At 40.9% G+C, this 17,691-nt stretch carries 17 protein-coding genes; 12 read left to right on the top strand and 5 right to left on the bottom strand.

What is annotated here, in order from left to right:
- On the bottom strand, window positions 1-924 hold a 924-nt coding region (locus H5202_RS01635; protein WP_182770372.1), incomplete at its 3' end, for an FMN-binding glutamate synthase family protein.
- A gap of 206 nt (window positions 925-1,130) precedes the next feature.
- Between H5202_RS01635 and H5202_RS01630 the strand changes: the two genes are divergently transcribed.
- The 6 genes from H5202_RS01630 (at window position 1,131) to H5202_RS01605 (ending at window position 8,091) form a co-directional block, all read left to right on the top strand.
- Window positions 1,131-1,748, top strand: coding sequence for a DUF5610 domain-containing protein (locus H5202_RS01630; protein ID WP_182770370.1), 618 nt, complete (start codon window positions 1,131-1,133; stop codon window positions 1,746-1,748).
- A gap of 137 nt (window positions 1,749-1,885) precedes the next feature.
- Entirely contained in the window at window positions 1,886-2,635 is a 750-nt protein-coding gene (locus tag H5202_RS01625) for a ferredoxin--NADP reductase (RefSeq protein WP_182770368.1), read from the top strand.
- A gap of 214 nt (window positions 2,636-2,849) precedes the next feature.
- The gene (locus tag H5202_RS01620) at window positions 2,850-3,857 is read left to right on the top strand and encodes an extracellular solute-binding protein (RefSeq protein WP_182770367.1); all 1,008 of its coding nucleotides are present in this window, start codon (window positions 2,850-2,852) and stop codon (window positions 3,855-3,857) included.
- Window positions 3,858-3,939: 82 nt separating this feature from the next.
- Window positions 3,940-5,571, top strand: a complete 1,632-nt coding sequence (locus H5202_RS01615; protein ID WP_182770365.1) for an ABC transporter permease — start codon at window positions 3,940-3,942, stop codon at window positions 5,569-5,571.
- A 2-nt stretch (window positions 5,572-5,573) separates the two neighbouring features.
- The gene (locus H5202_RS01610; RefSeq protein ID WP_182770363.1) at window positions 5,574-6,605 is read left to right on the top strand and encodes an ABC transporter ATP-binding protein; all 1,032 of its coding nucleotides are present in this window, start codon (window positions 5,574-5,576) and stop codon (window positions 6,603-6,605) included.
- A gap of 493 nt (window positions 6,606-7,098) precedes the next feature.
- Entirely contained in the window at window positions 7,099-8,091 is a 993-nt protein-coding gene (locus tag H5202_RS01605) for a Dyp-type peroxidase (RefSeq protein WP_182770360.1), read from the top strand.
- Window positions 8,092-8,099: 8 nt separating this feature from the next.
- Here the strand turns inward: H5202_RS01605 and argR are convergent, their stop codons facing one another.
- Window positions 8,100-8,570, bottom strand: a complete 471-nt coding sequence (gene argR / locus H5202_RS01600; RefSeq protein ID WP_182770358.1) for a transcriptional regulator ArgR — start codon at window positions 8,568-8,570, stop codon at window positions 8,100-8,102.
- 166 nt (window positions 8,571-8,736) lie between these two features.
- Window positions 8,737-9,162, bottom strand: coding sequence for an META domain-containing protein (locus H5202_RS01595; protein ID WP_182770356.1), 426 nt, complete (start codon window positions 9,160-9,162; stop codon window positions 8,737-8,739).
- 122 nt (window positions 9,163-9,284) lie between these two features.
- Here H5202_RS01595 and H5202_RS01590 point away from each other — a divergent pair, with 122 nt between their 5' ends.
- From H5202_RS01590 to H5202_RS01580, 3 genes are read left to right on the top strand one after another with little or no spacing between them, the layout of a single operon-like run.
- Window positions 9,285-9,503, top strand: a complete 219-nt coding sequence (locus H5202_RS01590; protein WP_182770354.1) for a hypothetical protein — start codon at window positions 9,285-9,287, stop codon at window positions 9,501-9,503.
- A gap of 3 nt (window positions 9,504-9,506) precedes the next feature.
- Complete coding sequence (locus H5202_RS01585) at window positions 9,507-10,055, top strand: GNAT family N-acetyltransferase (protein WP_182770352.1); 549 nt, start codon at window positions 9,507-9,509, stop codon at window positions 10,053-10,055.
- A gap of 46 nt (window positions 10,056-10,101) precedes the next feature.
- The gene (locus tag H5202_RS01580; RefSeq protein WP_182770350.1) at window positions 10,102-10,458 is read left to right on the top strand and encodes a hypothetical protein; all 357 of its coding nucleotides are present in this window, start codon (window positions 10,102-10,104) and stop codon (window positions 10,456-10,458) included.
- A 195-nt stretch (window positions 10,459-10,653) separates the two neighbouring features.
- Here the strand turns inward: H5202_RS01580 and H5202_RS01575 are convergent, their stop codons facing one another.
- Both H5202_RS01575 and metK read right to left on the bottom strand, forming a co-directional pair.
- Window positions 10,654-11,241: a GNAT family N-acetyltransferase gene (locus H5202_RS01575; RefSeq protein ID WP_182770348.1), complete on the bottom strand. Its 588-nt coding sequence runs from the start codon at window positions 11,239-11,241 to the stop codon at window positions 10,654-10,656.
- 172 nt (window positions 11,242-11,413) lie between these two features.
- Entirely contained in the window at window positions 11,414-12,565 is a 1,152-nt protein-coding gene (metK, locus tag H5202_RS01570) for a methionine adenosyltransferase (RefSeq protein WP_182770346.1), read from the bottom strand.
- A gap of 532 nt (window positions 12,566-13,097) precedes the next feature.
- On the opposite strand from metK, the gene tkt reads away from it, so the two are divergent.
- From tkt to H5202_RS01555, 3 genes are all read left to right on the top strand, one after another.
- The gene (gene tkt, locus H5202_RS01565; protein WP_182770345.1) at window positions 13,098-15,092 is read left to right on the top strand and encodes a transketolase; all 1,995 of its coding nucleotides are present in this window, start codon (window positions 13,098-13,100) and stop codon (window positions 15,090-15,092) included.
- 190 nt (window positions 15,093-15,282) lie between these two features.
- A complete protein-coding gene (epd, locus tag H5202_RS01560; RefSeq protein WP_182770343.1) occupies window positions 15,283-16,302 on the top strand; it encodes an erythrose-4-phosphate dehydrogenase in 1,020 nt (339 codons plus the stop codon).
- A 79-nt stretch (window positions 16,303-16,381) separates the two neighbouring features.
- Complete coding sequence (locus H5202_RS01555) at window positions 16,382-17,557, top strand: phosphoglycerate kinase (RefSeq protein WP_182770341.1); 1,176 nt, start codon at window positions 16,382-16,384, stop codon at window positions 17,555-17,557.
- Window positions 17,558-17,691: the final 134 nt, after the last annotated feature.

Below are 17,691 nucleotides of genomic sequence, written 5' to 3'. Positions count from 1 at the left end.
CCATGACATGTCACCTAATACCGCTTTAATACCGGTTGGTTTACCGGTGATATTTCTTACTTGATTGATCATATCGACAATGTCAGCAGCATTATGTAATTCAATGTGGCCATTGGGGCTTATGGAGTCTTGTCTTGCTGGGATGCCGCGAATGGCTGCAATTTCGTCGGTGACTTTTATTGCCGGTAAAATACCGCCTTTGCCAGGCTTAGCACCTTGGCTTAATTTAATTTCGAACATTTTTACTTCAGGATGAGCGGCAATATCGGTCAGTTTTTGTGGGTCTAAATGACCATGCTCGTTACGCACACCATATTTAGCGGTACCTATCTGAAACACTAAATCACAATGTCCTTTGAGATGATAAGGACTTAACCCACCTTCGCCAGTATTGAGCCAACAGCCTGCTTTTGCTGCACCATGGGATAGTGCTGTAATGGCTGGGCGAGACAAGGCACCAAAGCTCATGGCCGAGATATGGCAAATTTTATCGGTTGTGTAAGGGTGTTTACATTCAGGACCAATGATTACCGCGATGGTTTGGTGAGTGTCATGATCACTGACGGGGAATGCTGAGTTCATGAACATTACCGCTCCCGGTTTATCCAGAACTTGTGTCGACCCAAACGCAATCGTTCGATCAACATTTTTAGCTGCGCGATATACCCAACTGCGTTCGGCTCGATTAAACGGCAGTTCTTCGCGATCTTGAGAAAAAAAGTATTGTCTAAAAAACTCACCTTGTTTTTCAAATATATATCGAAAACGACCGATAACAGGATAGTTGTGTCTAATAGCTTGTTTGGTTTGCAGTTTATCAGCGATAAACATGTAAATTACAGCAATAAGCAATAACCAGAATAACACTAAGAAAAGACCAGAAAAAATATCTATTCCCCACATAAACCAATGTTGTTGCGGCATGTTGTTATCCTTATCTGTCTTTTAATTTAATTACCATGTTAGCAGGTATTCATTTGAACAAGTTAGATTAATGATATTAATCAACAAGCTATTCTTCTACATATTGAGTATAAATAAATCTCCATCAATTGTTTTAATTCTTGGCTTTAGAAATATATATTTTGGTCGATAATTAAGCTATCGGTCATTGTATGTGAGCCAATATCATGGAAATTAAACAACCAAATAGCAATAATGCCAGTCCACTGCGTGACAATAAAACAGTGAATTCGTCGCAAATGTCTTCAACCCACCAAACGGAAAAAAATACGCCGGTTGAGCCTAAATTAACCAGCAATCAGCTAAGTCGACAAATGATGAATAATTCGATTTTAGCGGCGCAAGAAGAGGTTAGTATTGCTGCTGGTGATAAGTCTATGGCATTACTTTATCGCGCCGCGATTGAAGCCATTAACGAAGAGCTTGCGCCTACGTTGGGAGAAAACTCAGTCCAAAAGAGCGTTGAAAGTGGAGTGGATTATTCACCTGAAGCGACAGCCGATCGTATTGTCAGCTTTGCGACAAATTTTTTCTCCGTACATCAACAACAAAATAAATCCATGGGGTTTGATGAGCAAGTTAGCAGTTTTATGGTGAAAATTGGTGATGCGATAGATAAAGGTTTTAAAGAGGCTAGCGATATTTTATCTGGGCTCAAAGTATTAGAAGGCGATATTGCAGCAGGAGTTGATCAAACTTATGAGATCATACAGCAAAAACTTGCTCAGTTTCAACGAGACCGCCTAGATGCCAATTCAGCTAAGCAAGATTCATCAACTGCCTAAACTTAGCCCAGTTCAATTAGGCAAGCTAATGGCATAAGATTATTTGGTGTAGAAAAACAGTGGCTTTTAATTAAGCCAATATCCGTATAGATTGGTATTATAGTAAATAAATACGCCAGTCTAAAAGGATTAAAGCCATGTGGATTACCGGTACCGTGCTAAAACGCATTGATTGGAATGATAAATTATTCTCTTTGCGTATCAAAGCCGATGTCGAAACTTTTATCGCAGGCCAGTTTATTAAGCTCAGCCAAATACGTGATGATAAACGCGTAGCGCGTGCGTATTCGCTTGTAAATCCCCCTGGTACAGATTATGTCGAGGTGTTGGCTGTTGCGGTAGAGGATGGTCAGTTATCGCCAGATCTAAAAGCATTAAATCCAGGTGATACCATTCAAGTTACGCCCAAAGCGACCGGTTTTATGACCTTAGATGAAGTGCCTAAAGGGGCGTTGCAAGGTAAACACCTATGGTTGTTATCAACAGGCACTGCAGTGGGGCCTTTTATCTCTATGCTTGCAACCGATGAGCCTTGGCAACGCTTTGAAAAAGTCGTGCTAGTTTATGGTGTAAGGCTTGGTGAAGATTTAGCTTATTTAGAAACGATTAAACAGTTTATTAGTCAATATCCTCAACAGTTTGTGTTTATTCCCATTGTGACCCGTGAAGATTATCCCGAAGGCTTATCATGTCGTATTCCTGATGGCATTAGCAGCGGATTAATTGAGCAGAAAGCAGGCTTAGGGATTAATGCGGAACATTCTCAAGTGATGATTTGTGGTAACCCAGGAATGATAAATGATGCGCAAACCGCTTTAGTTGAAAAAGGCTTAGTAAAAAATCTTCGACGAGCGCCTGGGCAAATTACGGTCGAAAAATACTGGTAGTGTTTTAGTCAATCATAATTCCATCATAGTTGCTTAAGTTTGCCATATTGGCTACTACATGACAATTTGATGTTTTAGCCTTGGCGTTTTAACCGCAGAATGTGAAACAGCACTTGCTCCTTTTGATATGATCATTTACCCTATTGCAATTGATAACCATTATCAATTGAGCCGATGGCGGCGGAATATTGATTCAGTTAGGGAGCGTTGATTAATGAAATTGCTAAAAAGTGTCGCATTATTGGGCTTGGCTTGTGTTGCTTCTTCTGTGAGTGCCGCAGATGCATTAACGGTTTATTCTTATCGCCAAGCTTTCCTGATTGAACCTATTCTAGAAAAGTTTACCGAACAAAGTGGTATCGACGTCAACGTTGTTTTTGCTAAAGATGGCATTGCAGAACGTATGGTTCGTGAAGGTCGCCTATCTCCCGCTGACGTGGTGTTAACATCTGACTTCTCTCGTTTAATGGAATTAGTGGAAAAAGATCTTGTGTCTCCCGTCGAAAGCACAGTGATTAACAACAATATTCCCGCTCAATATAGATCACAACAAAGCAATTGGTATGCGCTGACGATGCGCGTTCGTAATCTGTATTCTTCAAAAGAGCGGAGCGGTAAAATTGACATCGACTACGAAGACTTAGCTTCAGTAGAATATAAAGGTAAAATTTGTACCCGCAGCGGTAAACACCCTTATAACGTTGCATTAGTGGCATCGATGATTGCTCATAACGGCGAAGCGAAAACCAAAACCTGGTTAGAAGGGCTAAAAGCTAATCTGGCTCGTAAGCCTCAAGGTAATGACCGTGACCAAGTGCTAGCCGTTAAAGAGGGCATGTGTGACATTGCTATCGGTAACAGCTACTACTACGGCAATATGCTGATGGATAAAAATCAGAAAAGCTGGGCTGAAGCGGTTGAAATTAACTTCCCTAATCAACAGAACCGTGGTGCTCATGTAAACGTATCAGGTATGGCATTAGCCAAATATTCACCGCATAAAGATAGTGCGATTAAGCTCATGGAATTCCTTACTTCAAACGTTGCGCAGAAAATGTATGCAGAAGTTAATATGGAATATCCGGTAAAAGCTGATGTGGCACCATCTGAATTAGTGGCGTCATGGGGGGATTTTAAAGCCGATAGTTTGCCTATCTATAAGTTGGCTGAATATCATCAAACTGCTGTAAAACTGCTTGATGAAGTGAAATTTGATCTTTAACTAAAGTTTGTTTAAACATTACCAGCGCACTATCGATATGATAGATAGATTGATAGCGCGCTGAGTTAACTCGGTATTTTTTATGATTTTAGGTTTAACCAGAAGCTGGTCGCTTGCTGGTTATTTTATTACGGCAATATTAATCTTGCCACTGATTGCCTTAATTGTGCAATCCACGCTTCCAGATCAAGCTGTATTTAGCCATTTATTCAATACAGTGTTACCCACATACATAGGCAATAGCTTATTGCTCATGTTGTTGGTTGGACTCGGAACTCTACTTTTAGCGATTCCAGCTGCTTGGTTAATTGCCCGTTGTGACTTTCCCTTTCGCCGTTACTTTCAATGGTTACTCCTTCTCCCGTTAGCGATGCCAGCCTACATTGTGGCTTATGTTTATACCGACATGCTTGATTATGCTGGTCCGGTGCAACGTGTATTAAGAGCCTGGTTTGACTGGCAATCTCCCCACGATTATTACTTCCCCGCAATACGCAGTCTGGGCGGAGCAGCGATAATATTATCGTTAGTATTGTTTCCTTATATTTATTTATTAGCGCGTACTGCGTTTATGGAGCAGTCTTCCAGTTTGTTATACGCATCGCGTGTAATGGGATGTAGTCCGTGGCGCAGTTTTTGGCGTCTTGCGCTGCCAATGGCAAGACCCGCTTTGGCTGTAGGGGTTGCACTTGTGGCAATGGAAACCGCAGCAGACTTTGCCACCGTGAGTTATTTTGCTGTACCGACATTAACCACAGCTGTTTACGACACGTGGCTCGGCTATGGCAGTTTAACCGCGGCAGCAAAGCTGTCAGCCATTATGCTGTTAGTGGTATTTTCTATGATTGGGGTTGAGCGTTTTGCCCGGCGGAAACAACAATTATTTCAAAAACAATCTTCTCTTAATGAAGCTGACAGATATGTGTTGTCACCAAAAATGGCTTGGGTCGCATTAGGCTATTGCGCTGTTTTGTTATTTACAGCCTTTTTAATACCTTTCATTGTGTTGTGTGGATATGCTATCGATTATTTCAATGAAAGTTGGGATGTTCGATTTTGGCAGTATAGCCTAAACAGTTTATATATTGCCGCTATTGTCAGTGGTGTGTGTGTAGTCCTATCATTGATATTAATGTTTGTACGCCGTGTGAGTCCGCGACAAAGTGATCAGCTTCCCGCGAGATTGAGCAGTACTGGTTATGCTTTACCAGGAACGGTGTTGGCGATTGGTGTATTAGTACCTCTGACGTTTATCGACTTTGCGATTAACGATATTTACGATTGGTTTGGCGCCCAAGGCCCAGGTTTATTACTCACTGGGAGCGTGTTTGCACTGATTTTTGCTTTTTGTGTTCGTTTTATTGCTATATCCATCGGCAGTTTAGAAAACAGTTATAAGCGTATTTCCCCTTCTTTAGACATGGCGTGTATTACCTTAGGACGAACGCCTACTCAGCTACTATGGCGAGTACATTTGCCTTTATTACGCAAAGGGATTTTTGCCGGTGCCTTACTGGTGTTTATTGAAAGCATGAAAGAATTACCCGCAGCGTTATTATTGCGTCCTATAGGATTTGAAAACTTGGCGACTTATGTTTTCCAGTTCGTCTCAGATGAAAAACTCGAACATGGCGCATTGGCCGCTATTGTGATTGTGTTAGTTGGGCTTGTTCCCTTGATTTATCTTAATCGCTCTTTGGAGCAACAAGGCTAATTATGTCAACCTTAACCATTGAAAATGTTTGCAGCGATTATCACGGTCAAGTGGTGTTACGCCATTTAGATCTTACCTTGGCGCAAGGTGAAATTGTCGCATTATTAGGCCCCAGTGGTTGTGGTAAGACAACCCTACTGCGTGCTATTGCTGGCTTACAAGCCATTAGTCAAGGTTGCATCAGCATCAATGGCCAAGTGTTGAGTGGTGATGGCGTGTTTGTTCCGAGTGAGAAGCGTGGCGTTGGAATGATTTTTCAAGACTATGCCTTATTTCCGCACTTAACTGTGGCTGATAATATTTTATTTGGGGTTAACGAGGTTAATCGAGCTGCGCGGTTAACCCGATTAGAGGAAATGCTCGAGCTGGTCAAATTAACCGGATTAGCATCTCGTTACCCTCATGAATTATCTGGCGGTCAACAGCAACGAGTTTCGATTGCACGTGCATTAGCATATCAAACAGAATTATTATTGTTAGTCGAACCTTTTTCTAATATTGATGCGCAAGTTCGTCACGATATGATGTTGGAAATTCGTGCCATATTGAAACAACGTAATGTCAGTGCCGTGTTTGTGACCCACAGTAAAGATGAAGCATTTGTGTTTGCAGATAAATTGGCTTTATTTAAAGATGGCGCCATTATTCAACATGGTAAAGCTGAAACCTTGTACAGTGCACCAACTGATCGCTACGTTGCCGATTTTTTAGGGGCGGGTAATTACTTACCTGTTACGGTTAGCTCCAGCCATCAAGTGCACTATTCCTTGGGCGATCTTAGCAGCACAGAAGCATTGTCTTTGCCTGTCGGCAGCCAAGGACTATTACTATTGAGACCACAGCAAATTGAATTACATCCTAGCATCAATGGCCGAGGGTGCATTGTAGAAAGGCATTTTCTTGGTACGGTATGCCATTATCAAGTCCAAATTGGCGCTGATATTTTGAATGTTAGTAGTCAATCAACAATGTTAATGGCAGGTCAAAGAGTGGGTATTAGTATTGCAGCACATCCACTGGTAATTTTTAAATAGCTATCAATGCAGCAATATCAATAGTTTAGATTATAGTTAACCTTAGCTGTGGAAAAAGGTGTTTACCAATTAGCCCTTTGTGTTGCTAACAGTGTTGTTAACAACCTTACTAACGGCGTTGCATTAATTTGCAATGAATACGCGTTATACACCGCTAGTAATAAAAGGCTTGTCCTTATTCGTAATAATAATTGGCAAGTTTTCGATGAAATAGTCCCAACATCTGTTTTTGGGCTTACTATTTCTTCTTTTAACTTAGCTGAGTTAGTTAACCATTGTAATGAATGATCAAGCTGTTATCTGCACGAATATGAGTACAATAGGGATTACAAACTGGCTAAATGTGAGTACTCTTCAAGTAATTTACGTTTGATTAAGTTAAGTTAATGATAAGCTTAATTGATGAGCGGTGTTAATCGCTCATCAGTTACATTAAAACGTTAAATTATCACCGTTTAGGCCGACATTTAGTATTAAGGTGGATGAAGTTAATATGGGTAACCAAGTTATGCCTCGTGAACAGTTAGGGATTTGCGCAGAAGGAAATTTACACAGTGTTTACCTGATGTTTAATGCCAATGACGGTGTTGAAGATCAGTTACGTCCATCTATTGCTAATGTAGCGCAATATATTTATGAACTAACGGATCAATATGCCGACAGTGCTTTTAATGGCTTTGTGGGTATTGGGGCTAATTTTTGGGATACTTTTTATCCAGAAGCTCGCCCTGCGTTATTAAAGCCTTTTCCTGCCATGAATGAAGGCAACCGTGACGCACCGGCAATGGAATATGACCTATTTATTCATATCCGTTGTGATCGTTATGATATTTTGCATCTTGTTGCTAATGAAATTAACCAAATGTTTGAAGACTTGGTCGAGTTAGTCGATGAAGATCGCGGTTTTCGCTTTATGGACAGTCGTGACTTAACAGGTTTTGTAGATGGTACTGAAAACCCTAAAGGCCGACATCGCCAACAGGTTGCACTTGTCGGCGATGAAGATGAAGCATTTTTCTCGGGTAGTTATGTTCATGTTCAAAAATACATGCATAATTTAAGTAAGTGGAATCGTTTACCTCTTAAAAAACAAGAAGATATTTTTGGTCGTACCAAAGTTGATGATATTGAGTATGAGTCAGAAGAGAAGCCATTAACCAGTCACACAAAACGAGTTAACTTGAAAGATCCACATGGGAACTCATTAGAAATTTTACGACAAAGCATGCCATACGGTTCGATTAGACAACAAGGTTTGATGTTTATTTCAGTATGTCGTACGCCAGATAATTTTGAAGCCATGCTTCGCAGCATGGTGCACGGTGATGGTCACGGTAACCATGATCATTTAATGCAGTTTACTAAAGCGCTGACGGGATCGTCTTTCTTTGTGCCATCATTGGATTTTTTAACTCAATTTGATGATGCATATACGCCTGTTTTCGGCAATAAACAAGCAATGCCATTGCACTGCTTTTTTATTTAAATGGTTTTTTATTCACTATTATTGAATAATGATCTAACGGTTTCTAACGTCTCATCAATCGTTTTTATACTTGCTGGACAGATGAAAATAGTATCATCACCGGCAATAGTACCTAATATCCCTTCTGGTTTGCCTATTGAATCGAGCAAACGGGCGATTAATTGTGCTGCACCAGGACTAGTTCTTACCACGATCATGGCTTGGTTATGATCAACATCCAATACTAAATTTTTAACTGGGCTACCCGCAGTAGGTACGCCTAGCTCGGCTGGGAGGCAATACACCATCTCTTGCTTAGCGTTGCGAGTGCGTACAGCACCAAATTTACTGAGCATGCGTGATACTTTAGATTGATTAATATTACCGAATCCTTCGGCTTGAAGCGCAATAACAATCTCGCTTTGGCTTCCAAAACGCTCTTCTTTGAGAATTGCTTTAAAAGTTCGTACGAGCTCATCCTGATTTCTTGTCGCTGGCATAGTGATTATTCATCTTATAGTTGTTATTCAAAAATCTAGCACATTTTGAATAGATTGACTTATTAAGTCAAGAAAAAATCAGATTTGTTGAATAAAAATTCATTTTTCAATGGAACTTTAAACTGACACTAATGGCTAATCCGGTGACTTAGTTAAACCATAGGCTTTAGGATAAAGGTAACGATTGTTTTGTCAGTACTAATAGCGTATCACCATTTATAGACAATAGATTGAGTTTTCCTTTAGATAAATCAACTTGCTGTACTAATGAAATTGCTTGCATCAGTTCAGCTTCTTGGGTGATTAAACTATCGACGCAGGCTTTCATGGTCGAACCTGATGGTGCAAGTTGAAGTAAGTGGCCTTGCAGAGCGTAACGACCAAAAAATTGATTACAACTATTATTACCGGTTAGCTCACCGTTTGGAGCAAAAACTAAATTTGCTGGGCTATTATTAATGGTAGGAGTGTCGAGGACAACTTCGACATGCCAAGTACCAATTAATTGCTCATTTGAGACAATTTGAGCGTGGTTTTGACAAGCGCTGAGGCCTAAAAATATAACAGTGGCGCCGAGAATATGCTTTATCATGCTGAGAGGGTTCCATATACGAAAAAATTGCCGTTATCTTACTACTTGAGGATTAACAAGAGAGTAAATAATTGTCATGTTTTGGGTTAATGAACATTATTTAACGTATTAAAGAGTCGCAAATGATCAAATTAGCTAAAGTGTTACATTTCGTTGGGTTAATCATGTTGTTGGTGGGTGTCGGCTTATATTGGCAAAGTGATATCGGTCAACAAGTCAGTGGTATGTTGGCTATTGCTTTACTCATTGGCGTTGGAACATTAATTATGTCTCCGCTGCCCGTTGCGCTAGTGGTAGAATGGGCTAAGAAACAATCTCCCAATTCAGGGTCAAAGGAATAATCATTGTCATTTATTATCCGTAAGGCGTTATTAACCGATGTTGCTGCTATTGTGCAGTTAGAACGTGCCCATGTCGATGATGAGTTGTTAGGTTCAAATAGCCAACTTCATGCTCATTCATTTACCAAATCAGAGGTGAGCCAGTTGATTAATCAACATTGGTTTATCGTAGCTGAAGAGCAAGGAGTGATCATTGGTTATGTGATGGCGGCAAAATGGTCATTTTTTTCCGCACAACCTTTATACCGACATATTATTCAAAAACTTAAGTTTGCCGATTTAAAAGGACAAGCTTTATCGACCACTAACACCTGCCAATATGGACCTGTTTGGGTACAAGAATCGAAACGTGGTCAAGGGGTGTTTTCGGCGTTGGTGATGGAATTAAAAAAACAAGTGGCGGATACCTTTCCATTTATGGTGACGTATGTTGCCGCTGATAATGCGCGTTCGTTGGCAGCCCATCAACAAAAAGCCACAATGACAGAGATTGATCAATTCAGTTTCGAGCAACGTGATTATTGTTTATTGGCAACGGCTAACATTACGTGATCGTCAAGCTAGGGTGTTGTTAAAGTGATTATTTATGAGGAACGTGATGAGTACTAACTTTGACAGACTCTTTTCGCCCTATTTGGATTTAAGGCTATCTGCTTTTGATAATATGAAGCTGATAGCCGCGGTGTTGGCAGACGCGACAGAGTTGTATGAGTGTGTTGAAGCGGATGTACAAAATCCAGATAATCCGCAATTGCAGCTATCGGGGTATTTTGTCCGCTGGCAAGACATGTGGCTATTTTGTGGCGTAACCAATAATTATCAAGCAGGGATTACACTATTTACCGATGTCGAGCGGATTAACTTAGCGTCTGTCAGTGTCAAAGTGGTACCTGTAATGACAATGCAGCAAGTGTCGTTTATGTGTATTGAAAATTCGCATTTCGATCATTGTTAACCAGTTCAATCCCCTTGTACTTATGCTGGCTTAGTTTAAATAAACCTCACTCTAATAGCGTTAGGTTTATTATATCTACGTTTATTCGGGCTGAGTTTATTGATGCACAATAGATTTGAGCTGCGTTAATACGAGTCAGATTTTTGTCTGAATTTGGCTTGTTGAATCTATTGAATTAGATGATTAACTTAGTTATTAATCCTGATTCTTGAGCTGCATCAACACTAGTGGTCGTTGTTCACTGTGATAGCGACGATACAACTGAGTGATTTCTGCTGGTATTGCTGATAAACCATTTTGACCTATCACGACATTTTGATCTATAACGATAAAATGATGCTGTTGATATAAACCTATTAACCACGGATGAGCAAACAAAAAGCAATTTTTAGTGGTTAATTGAGGCGCGATAAATTTCAATAACTGACTTGAAAGCTGTTGTCCCCGGTAGTCTGGATGAACCAACAACCCATTGATTAATTGATATTGGCCAATAGGTTTAACTCGTATCGCCGCGATTATTTTTTGCTGGCTTATATCAACTTCATCAATATCATCTGTTCCATCAATAGTTGATGAGCTTAGATGATGAATAACAGCAACAGATTCTTTCTGGGCTAATCGAGCATAAGGCATATGCTGACGATAGAATAACTTGATTGCAGACCACTGTTTAATTGCTGGGATGTCAGTAATAGGCCTGTTTATCGCACTGGAATTAGTTGCCGTTGATGGCTGGTGGTTTGCTATGATCTTTGTGTCTATCCAAGTAGGTTGATACATAACCTGAGCCATTCTTGATATAAAATGTTGAGACCAAATGTTGAGATCAAATGTTTAGATCAAATCATTGTGTTGCCAATTAGATAAAATAAAACCGCCAGTTGGCGGTTTTATTTTTTATCATCTTAGCTCAATACAAATACTAGCTTAAGACGATAATTATGCAGGTTGATTATAAACCGGCATCCGCACGAAGTGCTTCAGCTTTATCAGTCGCTTCCCAAGGGAAGATATCACGGCCAAAGTGACCATAAGCAGCTGTTTGTTGATAGATTGGGCGAGCCAAATCTAGCATTGCCGTTAAGCCGTATGGACGTAATTCGAAGTGTTGGCGTACTAATTTAATCAATACTTCTTCAGATACTTTGCCGGTACCGAATGTTTCGATACTAATAGACGTTGGCTCTGCAACACCAATAGCGTAAGACACTTGCAGCTCACAACGGTCAGCAAGACCAGCGGCAACGATATTCTTGGCCACGTAACGTGCAGCGTAAGCCGCACTACGGTCTACTTTTGATGGGTCTTTACCAGAGAAAGCACCACCACCGTGACGTGCCATACCGCCGTAGGTATCTACAATAATTTTACGACCTGTTAAACCACAGTCACCAACAGGGCCACCAATCACAAAGCGACCAGTAGGGTTGATAAAGTATTTAGTGTCTTTGTTTAACCATTGTGCAGGTAAAACAGGCTTAATGATTGTTTCCATTACCGCTTCAATCAGATCAGCTTGTTTAACGTCTTCACGATGTTGAGTTGATAACACAATTGCATCGATACCGATAATTTTGCCATCATCATAAGCAAACGTTACCTGGCTTTTAGCATCTGGGCGTAACCAAGGTAGAGTACCGTCTTTACGCACTTCAGACTGACGCTTAACTAATTTGTGCGCGTAAGTGATCGGAGCAGGCATTAATACATCAGTTTCATTGCTGGCATAGCCAAACATTAACCCTTGATCGCCAGCGCCCTGTTCAGCAGGGTCTGAACGATCAACACCTTGATTGATGTCTGGTGACTGTTTGCCGATGGCATTAAGTACCGCACATGAATCTGCATCAAAGCCCATATCTGAATTGGTATAACCGATTTCGCGAACGGTTTTACGGGTGATTTCTTCAATGTCGACCCAAGCAGAAGTGGTGACTTCACCGCCCACTAATACCATACCGGTTTTGACATATGTTTCGCACGCAACACGAGCTTTTGGATCTTGCTCAAGTATTGCGTCTAATACCGCATCAGAAATCTGATCGGCGATTTTATCTGGATGACCTTCTGAGACTGACTCAGAGGTAAACAAGTGCTTTGCCATAATAGGAGAATCTCGTTGGTTGCATTTGAATATACGTCTAGACGTCTATTTTAGTCGAAATCTAATTTGATAACACCCCTTTGTACGAATTTAACTGGAGAATTGTGCAATGGAGCATAATTATTTTTGTTAATTATAGATATGTTTATGCTGGTGAAAAATCAAGTGTTTGATTCATATTACTTTATTTTAAAGTTCATCGGTTTGCGCGGTGTATTTATCATAAAAATAGACAATGTTTTTGATAGATTAGAGATTATATTGTCTAATCAGAGCCATAACTCTGCCAATCACAATACTTTTTATTTATAAGTGGCAATAAATAATTACTCTGTATTTATCTCATGTTATGGTCGCGTTGACCATTTGATGCTGTGTTTACGATGTTTATTTATTGGCATTGTATGAAATCACCGTTTATTTAACGGTTAAAAAGAAACCCGAAAATTTTTAATTTGCGTCCCATCGCCTAGTAGGGGAAAATGCCTATCCACAATTGCCCACTAGATCTCACAAATAAGCAGGAGAGAGCATGTCTTCTCGTAAAGTACTCGCTAACGCTATTCGCGCCCTAAGTATGGATGCGGTTCAAAAAGCCAACTCTGGTCATCCAGGAGCCCCAATGGGTATGGCTGATATTGCCGAAGTGCTATGGAATGATTTTCTAAAGCACAATCCAACTAATCCTAACTGGGTCGATCGCGATCGTTTTGTTCTGTCAAACGGTCATGGCTCTATGCTTATCTACTCTTTACTCCATTTATCTGGTTATGAATTGCCTATTGAAGAGCTAAAGCAATTCCGTCAGTTGCATTCTAAAACGCCTGGTCATCCTGAATATGGTTATACCCCAGGTGTTGAAACCACAACGGGTCCTTTAGGTGCTGGTATCAGTAACGCTGTTGGTATGGCGATTGCTGAAAAAACATTAGCTGCACAATTTAACCGTCCTGGCCACGACATTGTGGATCACTTCACATACTGTTTCTTAGGCGATGGTTGTTTAATGGAAGGTATTTCTCACGAAGCCAGTTCATTAGCCGGAACATTAGGCCTTGGTAAATTAGTGGCATTTTGGGATGACAACGGTATTTCAATCGATGGTCATGTTGAAGGTTGGTTCACTGACGATACTCCTAAGCGTTTTGAAGCCTATGGCTGGCATGTTGTTGCTGGTGTAGATGGCCATAATCCAGATGCTATCCGTGCAGCAATTGAAGAAGCTAAATCTGTAACTGATAAGCCATCAATGATTTGCTGTAAAACCATTATTGGTTTTGGTTCACCTAACAAATCTGGTAGCCATGATTGTCATGGTGCACCATTAGGTGATGCTGAAATTGCAGCCGCTCGTGAATTCTTAAACTGGCCACATGCACCTTTTGAAATTCCATCTGATGTTTATGCTGGTTGGGATGCTAAACATAAAGGTGTTGCTAACGAGTCGTTATGGAATGACAAGTTTGCTGCTTACCAAGCAGCATTCCCAGAACTTGCTGCTGAATATGATCGCCGTGTATTAAAGGGTGATTTACCAGCTGATTTCGAAGCTAAAGCACAAGCCTTTATCCAAGAAAGCCAAGATAAAGCTGAAGGTATTGCGAGCCGTAAAGCGTCTCAAAATGCTATTGGTTTCTTTGGTGCTATGTTGCCTGAATTACTCGGCGGCAGCGCAGACTTAGCGGGTTCTAACTTAACGCTTTGGTCTGGTTCAAAAGGTATTCAAGACGATCCAGCCGGCAACTACATCTATTACGGTGTACGTGAATTCGGTATGAGCGGTATTATGAACGGCGCATCACTACATGGTGGTTTTATTAACTATGGCGCAACCTTCATGATGTTCATGGAATACGCACGTAACGCGGTACGTATGTCAGCGTTAATGGGCATTCAAAACATTTTCGTTTACACCCATGACTCAATTGGTCAAGGTGAAGATGGTCCAACACATCAGCCTATTGAGCAATTAGCTAACTTACGTTTAACGCCTAATATGGCAGTATGGCGTCCATGTGATGCAGCAGAAACTGCTGTTTCATGGAAAGTAGCAATTGAACGTCGTGATGCACCAACTTCATTAATCTTTAGCCGTCAGGGTCTTAAAGCCCAAGCACGTAACGCTGAGCAATTAGCTAACGTAGCTAAAGGCGGTTATGTACTGTCTGATTGCCAAGGCACTGCTGATGTCATCTTAATTGCAACCGGTTCAGAAGTGCAATTAGCCATGGATTCAGCCGCTGAGTTAACCAAACTAGGTCAAAAAGTGCGGGTAGTTTCTATGCCTTCTACTACTGAGTTTGATAAGCAAGATGCAGCATACAAAGAATCTGTATTACCAAAAAGTGTCACTAAACGTGTTGCTGTTGAAGCGGCACATGCTGACTTCTGGTACAAATATATTGGTTTTGATGGCGCGGTTGTGGGTATGACGACCTTCGGTGAGTCTGCTCCTGGTGGTGATTTACTTAAACATTTCGGCTTCACTGTTGATAATGTCGTAAAAACTGTCCAATCTTTAGGATAATCATCTGAGATTAAACACTTATCTATTAGGTGTTTAATCTGTATAATAACGGCCTGCAATACTATTGTAGGCCGTTTTTTTATGTCTTTAATTCACGTAAAATAATATATGCTAAGTCACTTATTAATCAGTGTTTTTTATCATAATTGATTTAATAATAAGTGCTTCGGTTAATTACTCTGGACCCTAAATGATTCGAGTTGCAATTAATGGTTATGGCCGGATTGGTCGCTCAATACTTCGTGCATTGTACGAATCTGGAAAACGTCAACAAATCCAAATTGTGGCGATCAATGAGTTGGCAAAGCCAGAAGCCATATGTCATTTAACTCAATATGACACGACTCATGGTCGTTTCAAGCATACCGTTAAGCTACAAGGTGATCAGTTGCTTATTGGTGATGACAGTATTTTGTTACTCAATCAACCCGATGCTAATTTATTGCCTTGGGCTGAACTTGATATCGATATCGTTTATGAAGCCACCGGCAGCTTAATAGATCGTCAAGCATGCGAAGCACACATTCATGCCGGTGCTAAGCAAGTGCTGATCAGCCATCCTTCTTCTGCAGATGTTGATGAGACCATTGTATATGGTGTTAATCATGATTTATTGCGCGCAGAGCACACCGTTATTTCTAACGCATCTTGCACTACCAATTGTATTGTCCCAGTTATCGATGTATTGGATAAGCATTTTGAAGTTAAGAGCGGCGCCATTACCACCATTCACTCGGCGATGAACGATCAACAAGTGATCGATGCTTATCATGATGATTTGCGCCGAACTCGGGCAGCGGGTCAATCCATTATTCCGGTAGACACGAAATTAGCGCGAGGCATTGAGCGTATCTTGCCTCACATGAAAGATAAGTTTGAGGCGATTTCTGTCCGAGTTCCAACCATAAATGTGACCGCGATCGACCTGTCAGTCACGTTAGAGAAAAAAGTCAATATTGAGCAAATTAACAGTGTGCTGCAACGTGCGTCAAACGGCAGTTTTAATGGTATTTTAGGTTATACTGACGAGCCTCTGGTATCGTGTGATTTTAACCACGATCCACGTTCGAGTATTGTAGACGGAACCCAAACGCGTGTCAGTGCCGGCCACTTGGTCAAATTATTATTATGGTGCGACAACGAATGGGGTTTTGCCAACCGTATGCTTGATACTAGCTTAGCGATGATTCAAGCAAAGTTAGATCGGTAATATCAATAGATTATGTCGCAATGGGTTAAGCCCGTTGCGCAGCAAGACTTTGTATTAACTTAAAAAGGAACTGCTAATTATGGCAATTATTAACATGACAGATTTAGATCTACAAAATAAGCGCGTGCTTATTCGTGAAGATTTAAACGTACCTGTCACCGACGGTGTTGTAACAAGTGATGCACGTTTACGCGCATCATTACCTACCATTCAACTCGCATTGAAAAAAGGCGCAGCCGTAATGGTGATGTCTCATTTAGGTCGCCCAATAGAAGGCGAGTTTAACACTGAATATTCAATGCAGCCGGTAGTCGATTATTTAGCTAAAGCGTTAGATTGCTCAGTGCGCTTAGTGAGTGATTATCTTGATGGCGTTGATGTTAACGTTGGTGAAGTCGTTGTATTTGAAAACGTTCGCTTTAATATTGGCGAAGGTAAAAACGATGAAGCTCTGTCTAAAAAAATGGCAGCCTTATGTGATGTCTATGTAATGGACGCATTTGGTACGGCACATCGTGCTCAAGCATCTACTCACGGTGTAGGTGTTTATGCTCCTATTGCTTGTGCTGGGCCATTATTGTCGCAAGAATTAGATGCATTAGGCAAAGCGCTTGATAACCCAGCTCGTCCAATGGTGGCGATAGTAGGTGGTTCTAAAGTGTCGACTAAATTAACCGTGCTTGAAAGCTTATCAACTAAGGTTGACCAGCTTGTAGTGGGTGGCGGTATTGCTAATACGTTTATTGCTGCAGCGGGTTATAAAGTCGGTAAATCATTGTATGAAGCTGATTTAGTGGAAGAAGCAAAGCGTCTTATTGCAAATGCTAGAAGCCGTGGTGGTGATATTCCTGTACCAACAGATGTAGTGGTAGCAAGTGAGTTTAGCCCAACAGCAGCAGCCACATTAAAGTCAGTAGCGGACGTGACCGACAGCGATATGATTTTTGATATTGGCCCTGATAGCGCAGAAGCACTGGCTAAAATTATTGAACAAGCAGGGACTATCGTCTGGAATGGTCCAGTCGGCGTGTTTGAGTTTGATCAATTCGGTGAAGGCACTAAGCGTATTGCCCTAGCTATTGCTAATTCTAAAGCGTTTTCTATTGCAGGCGGTGGTGACACGCTAGCGGCAGTAGATAAGTACAATATAGCTGATAAAATATCTTATATTTCAACCGGCGGTGGTGCTTTCCTTGAGTTTTTAGAAGGTAAAGAATTACCTGCTGTAGCAATGCTTGAAAAGCGTGGCGCTTAGATCACACATCAAGTACTTGTACCGTAAAACCTAATAATAATTATTATAAAAAAATGTTCTGTCATAACCTACAGGATGTAGGTTGTGCCAGAGCGTAAAATCCGTCCAAACGATAGCGACCTAGGTGAGTAATC

The sequence above is a fragment of the Shewanella sp. SG41-4 genome (assembly GCF_014164505.1).
Classification (GTDB): Bacteria; Pseudomonadota; Gammaproteobacteria; order Enterobacterales; family Shewanellaceae; genus Shewanella.
This window is presented reverse-complemented; position numbering and strand designations above follow the sequence as displayed.

Coding starts and splice junctions, on each gene's coding strand:
- H5202_RS01630 (WP_182770370.1), top strand. CDS start 1,131: ATGGAAATTAAACAACCAAATAGCAATAATGCCAGTCCACTGCGTGAC.
- H5202_RS01625 (WP_182770368.1), top strand. CDS start 1,886: ATGTGGATTACCGGTACCGTGCTAAAACGCATTGATTGGAATGATAAA.
- H5202_RS01620 (WP_182770367.1), top strand. CDS start 2,850: ATGAAATTGCTAAAAAGTGTCGCATTATTGGGCTTGGCTTGTGTTGCT.
- H5202_RS01615 (WP_182770365.1), top strand. CDS start 3,940: ATGATTTTAGGTTTAACCAGAAGCTGGTCGCTTGCTGGTTATTTTATT.
- H5202_RS01610 (WP_182770363.1), top strand. CDS start 5,574: ATGTCAACCTTAACCATTGAAAATGTTTGCAGCGATTATCACGGTCAA.
- H5202_RS01605 (WP_182770360.1), top strand. CDS start 7,099: ATGGGTAACCAAGTTATGCCTCGTGAACAGTTAGGGATTTGCGCAGAA.
- argR (WP_182770358.1), bottom strand. CDS start 8,570: ATGCCAGCGACAAGAAATCAGGATGAGCTCGTACGAACTTTTAAAGCA.
- H5202_RS01595 (WP_182770356.1), bottom strand. CDS start 9,162: ATGATAAAGCATATTCTCGGCGCCACTGTTATATTTTTAGGCCTCAGC.
- H5202_RS01590 (WP_182770354.1), top strand. CDS start 9,285: ATGATCAAATTAGCTAAAGTGTTACATTTCGTTGGGTTAATCATGTTG.
- H5202_RS01580 (WP_182770350.1), top strand. CDS start 10,102: ATGAGTACTAACTTTGACAGACTCTTTTCGCCCTATTTGGATTTAAGG.
- H5202_RS01575 (WP_182770348.1), bottom strand. CDS start 11,241: ATGTATCAACCTACTTGGATAGACACAAAGATCATAGCAAACCACCAG.
- metK (WP_182770346.1), bottom strand. CDS start 12,565: ATGGCAAAGCACTTGTTTACCTCTGAGTCAGTCTCAGAAGGTCATCCA.
- tkt (WP_182770345.1), top strand. CDS start 13,098: ATGTCTTCTCGTAAAGTACTCGCTAACGCTATTCGCGCCCTAAGTATG.
- epd (WP_182770343.1), top strand. CDS start 15,283: ATGATTCGAGTTGCAATTAATGGTTATGGCCGGATTGGTCGCTCAATA.
- H5202_RS01555 (WP_182770341.1), top strand. CDS start 16,382: ATGGCAATTATTAACATGACAGATTTAGATCTACAAAATAAGCGCGTG.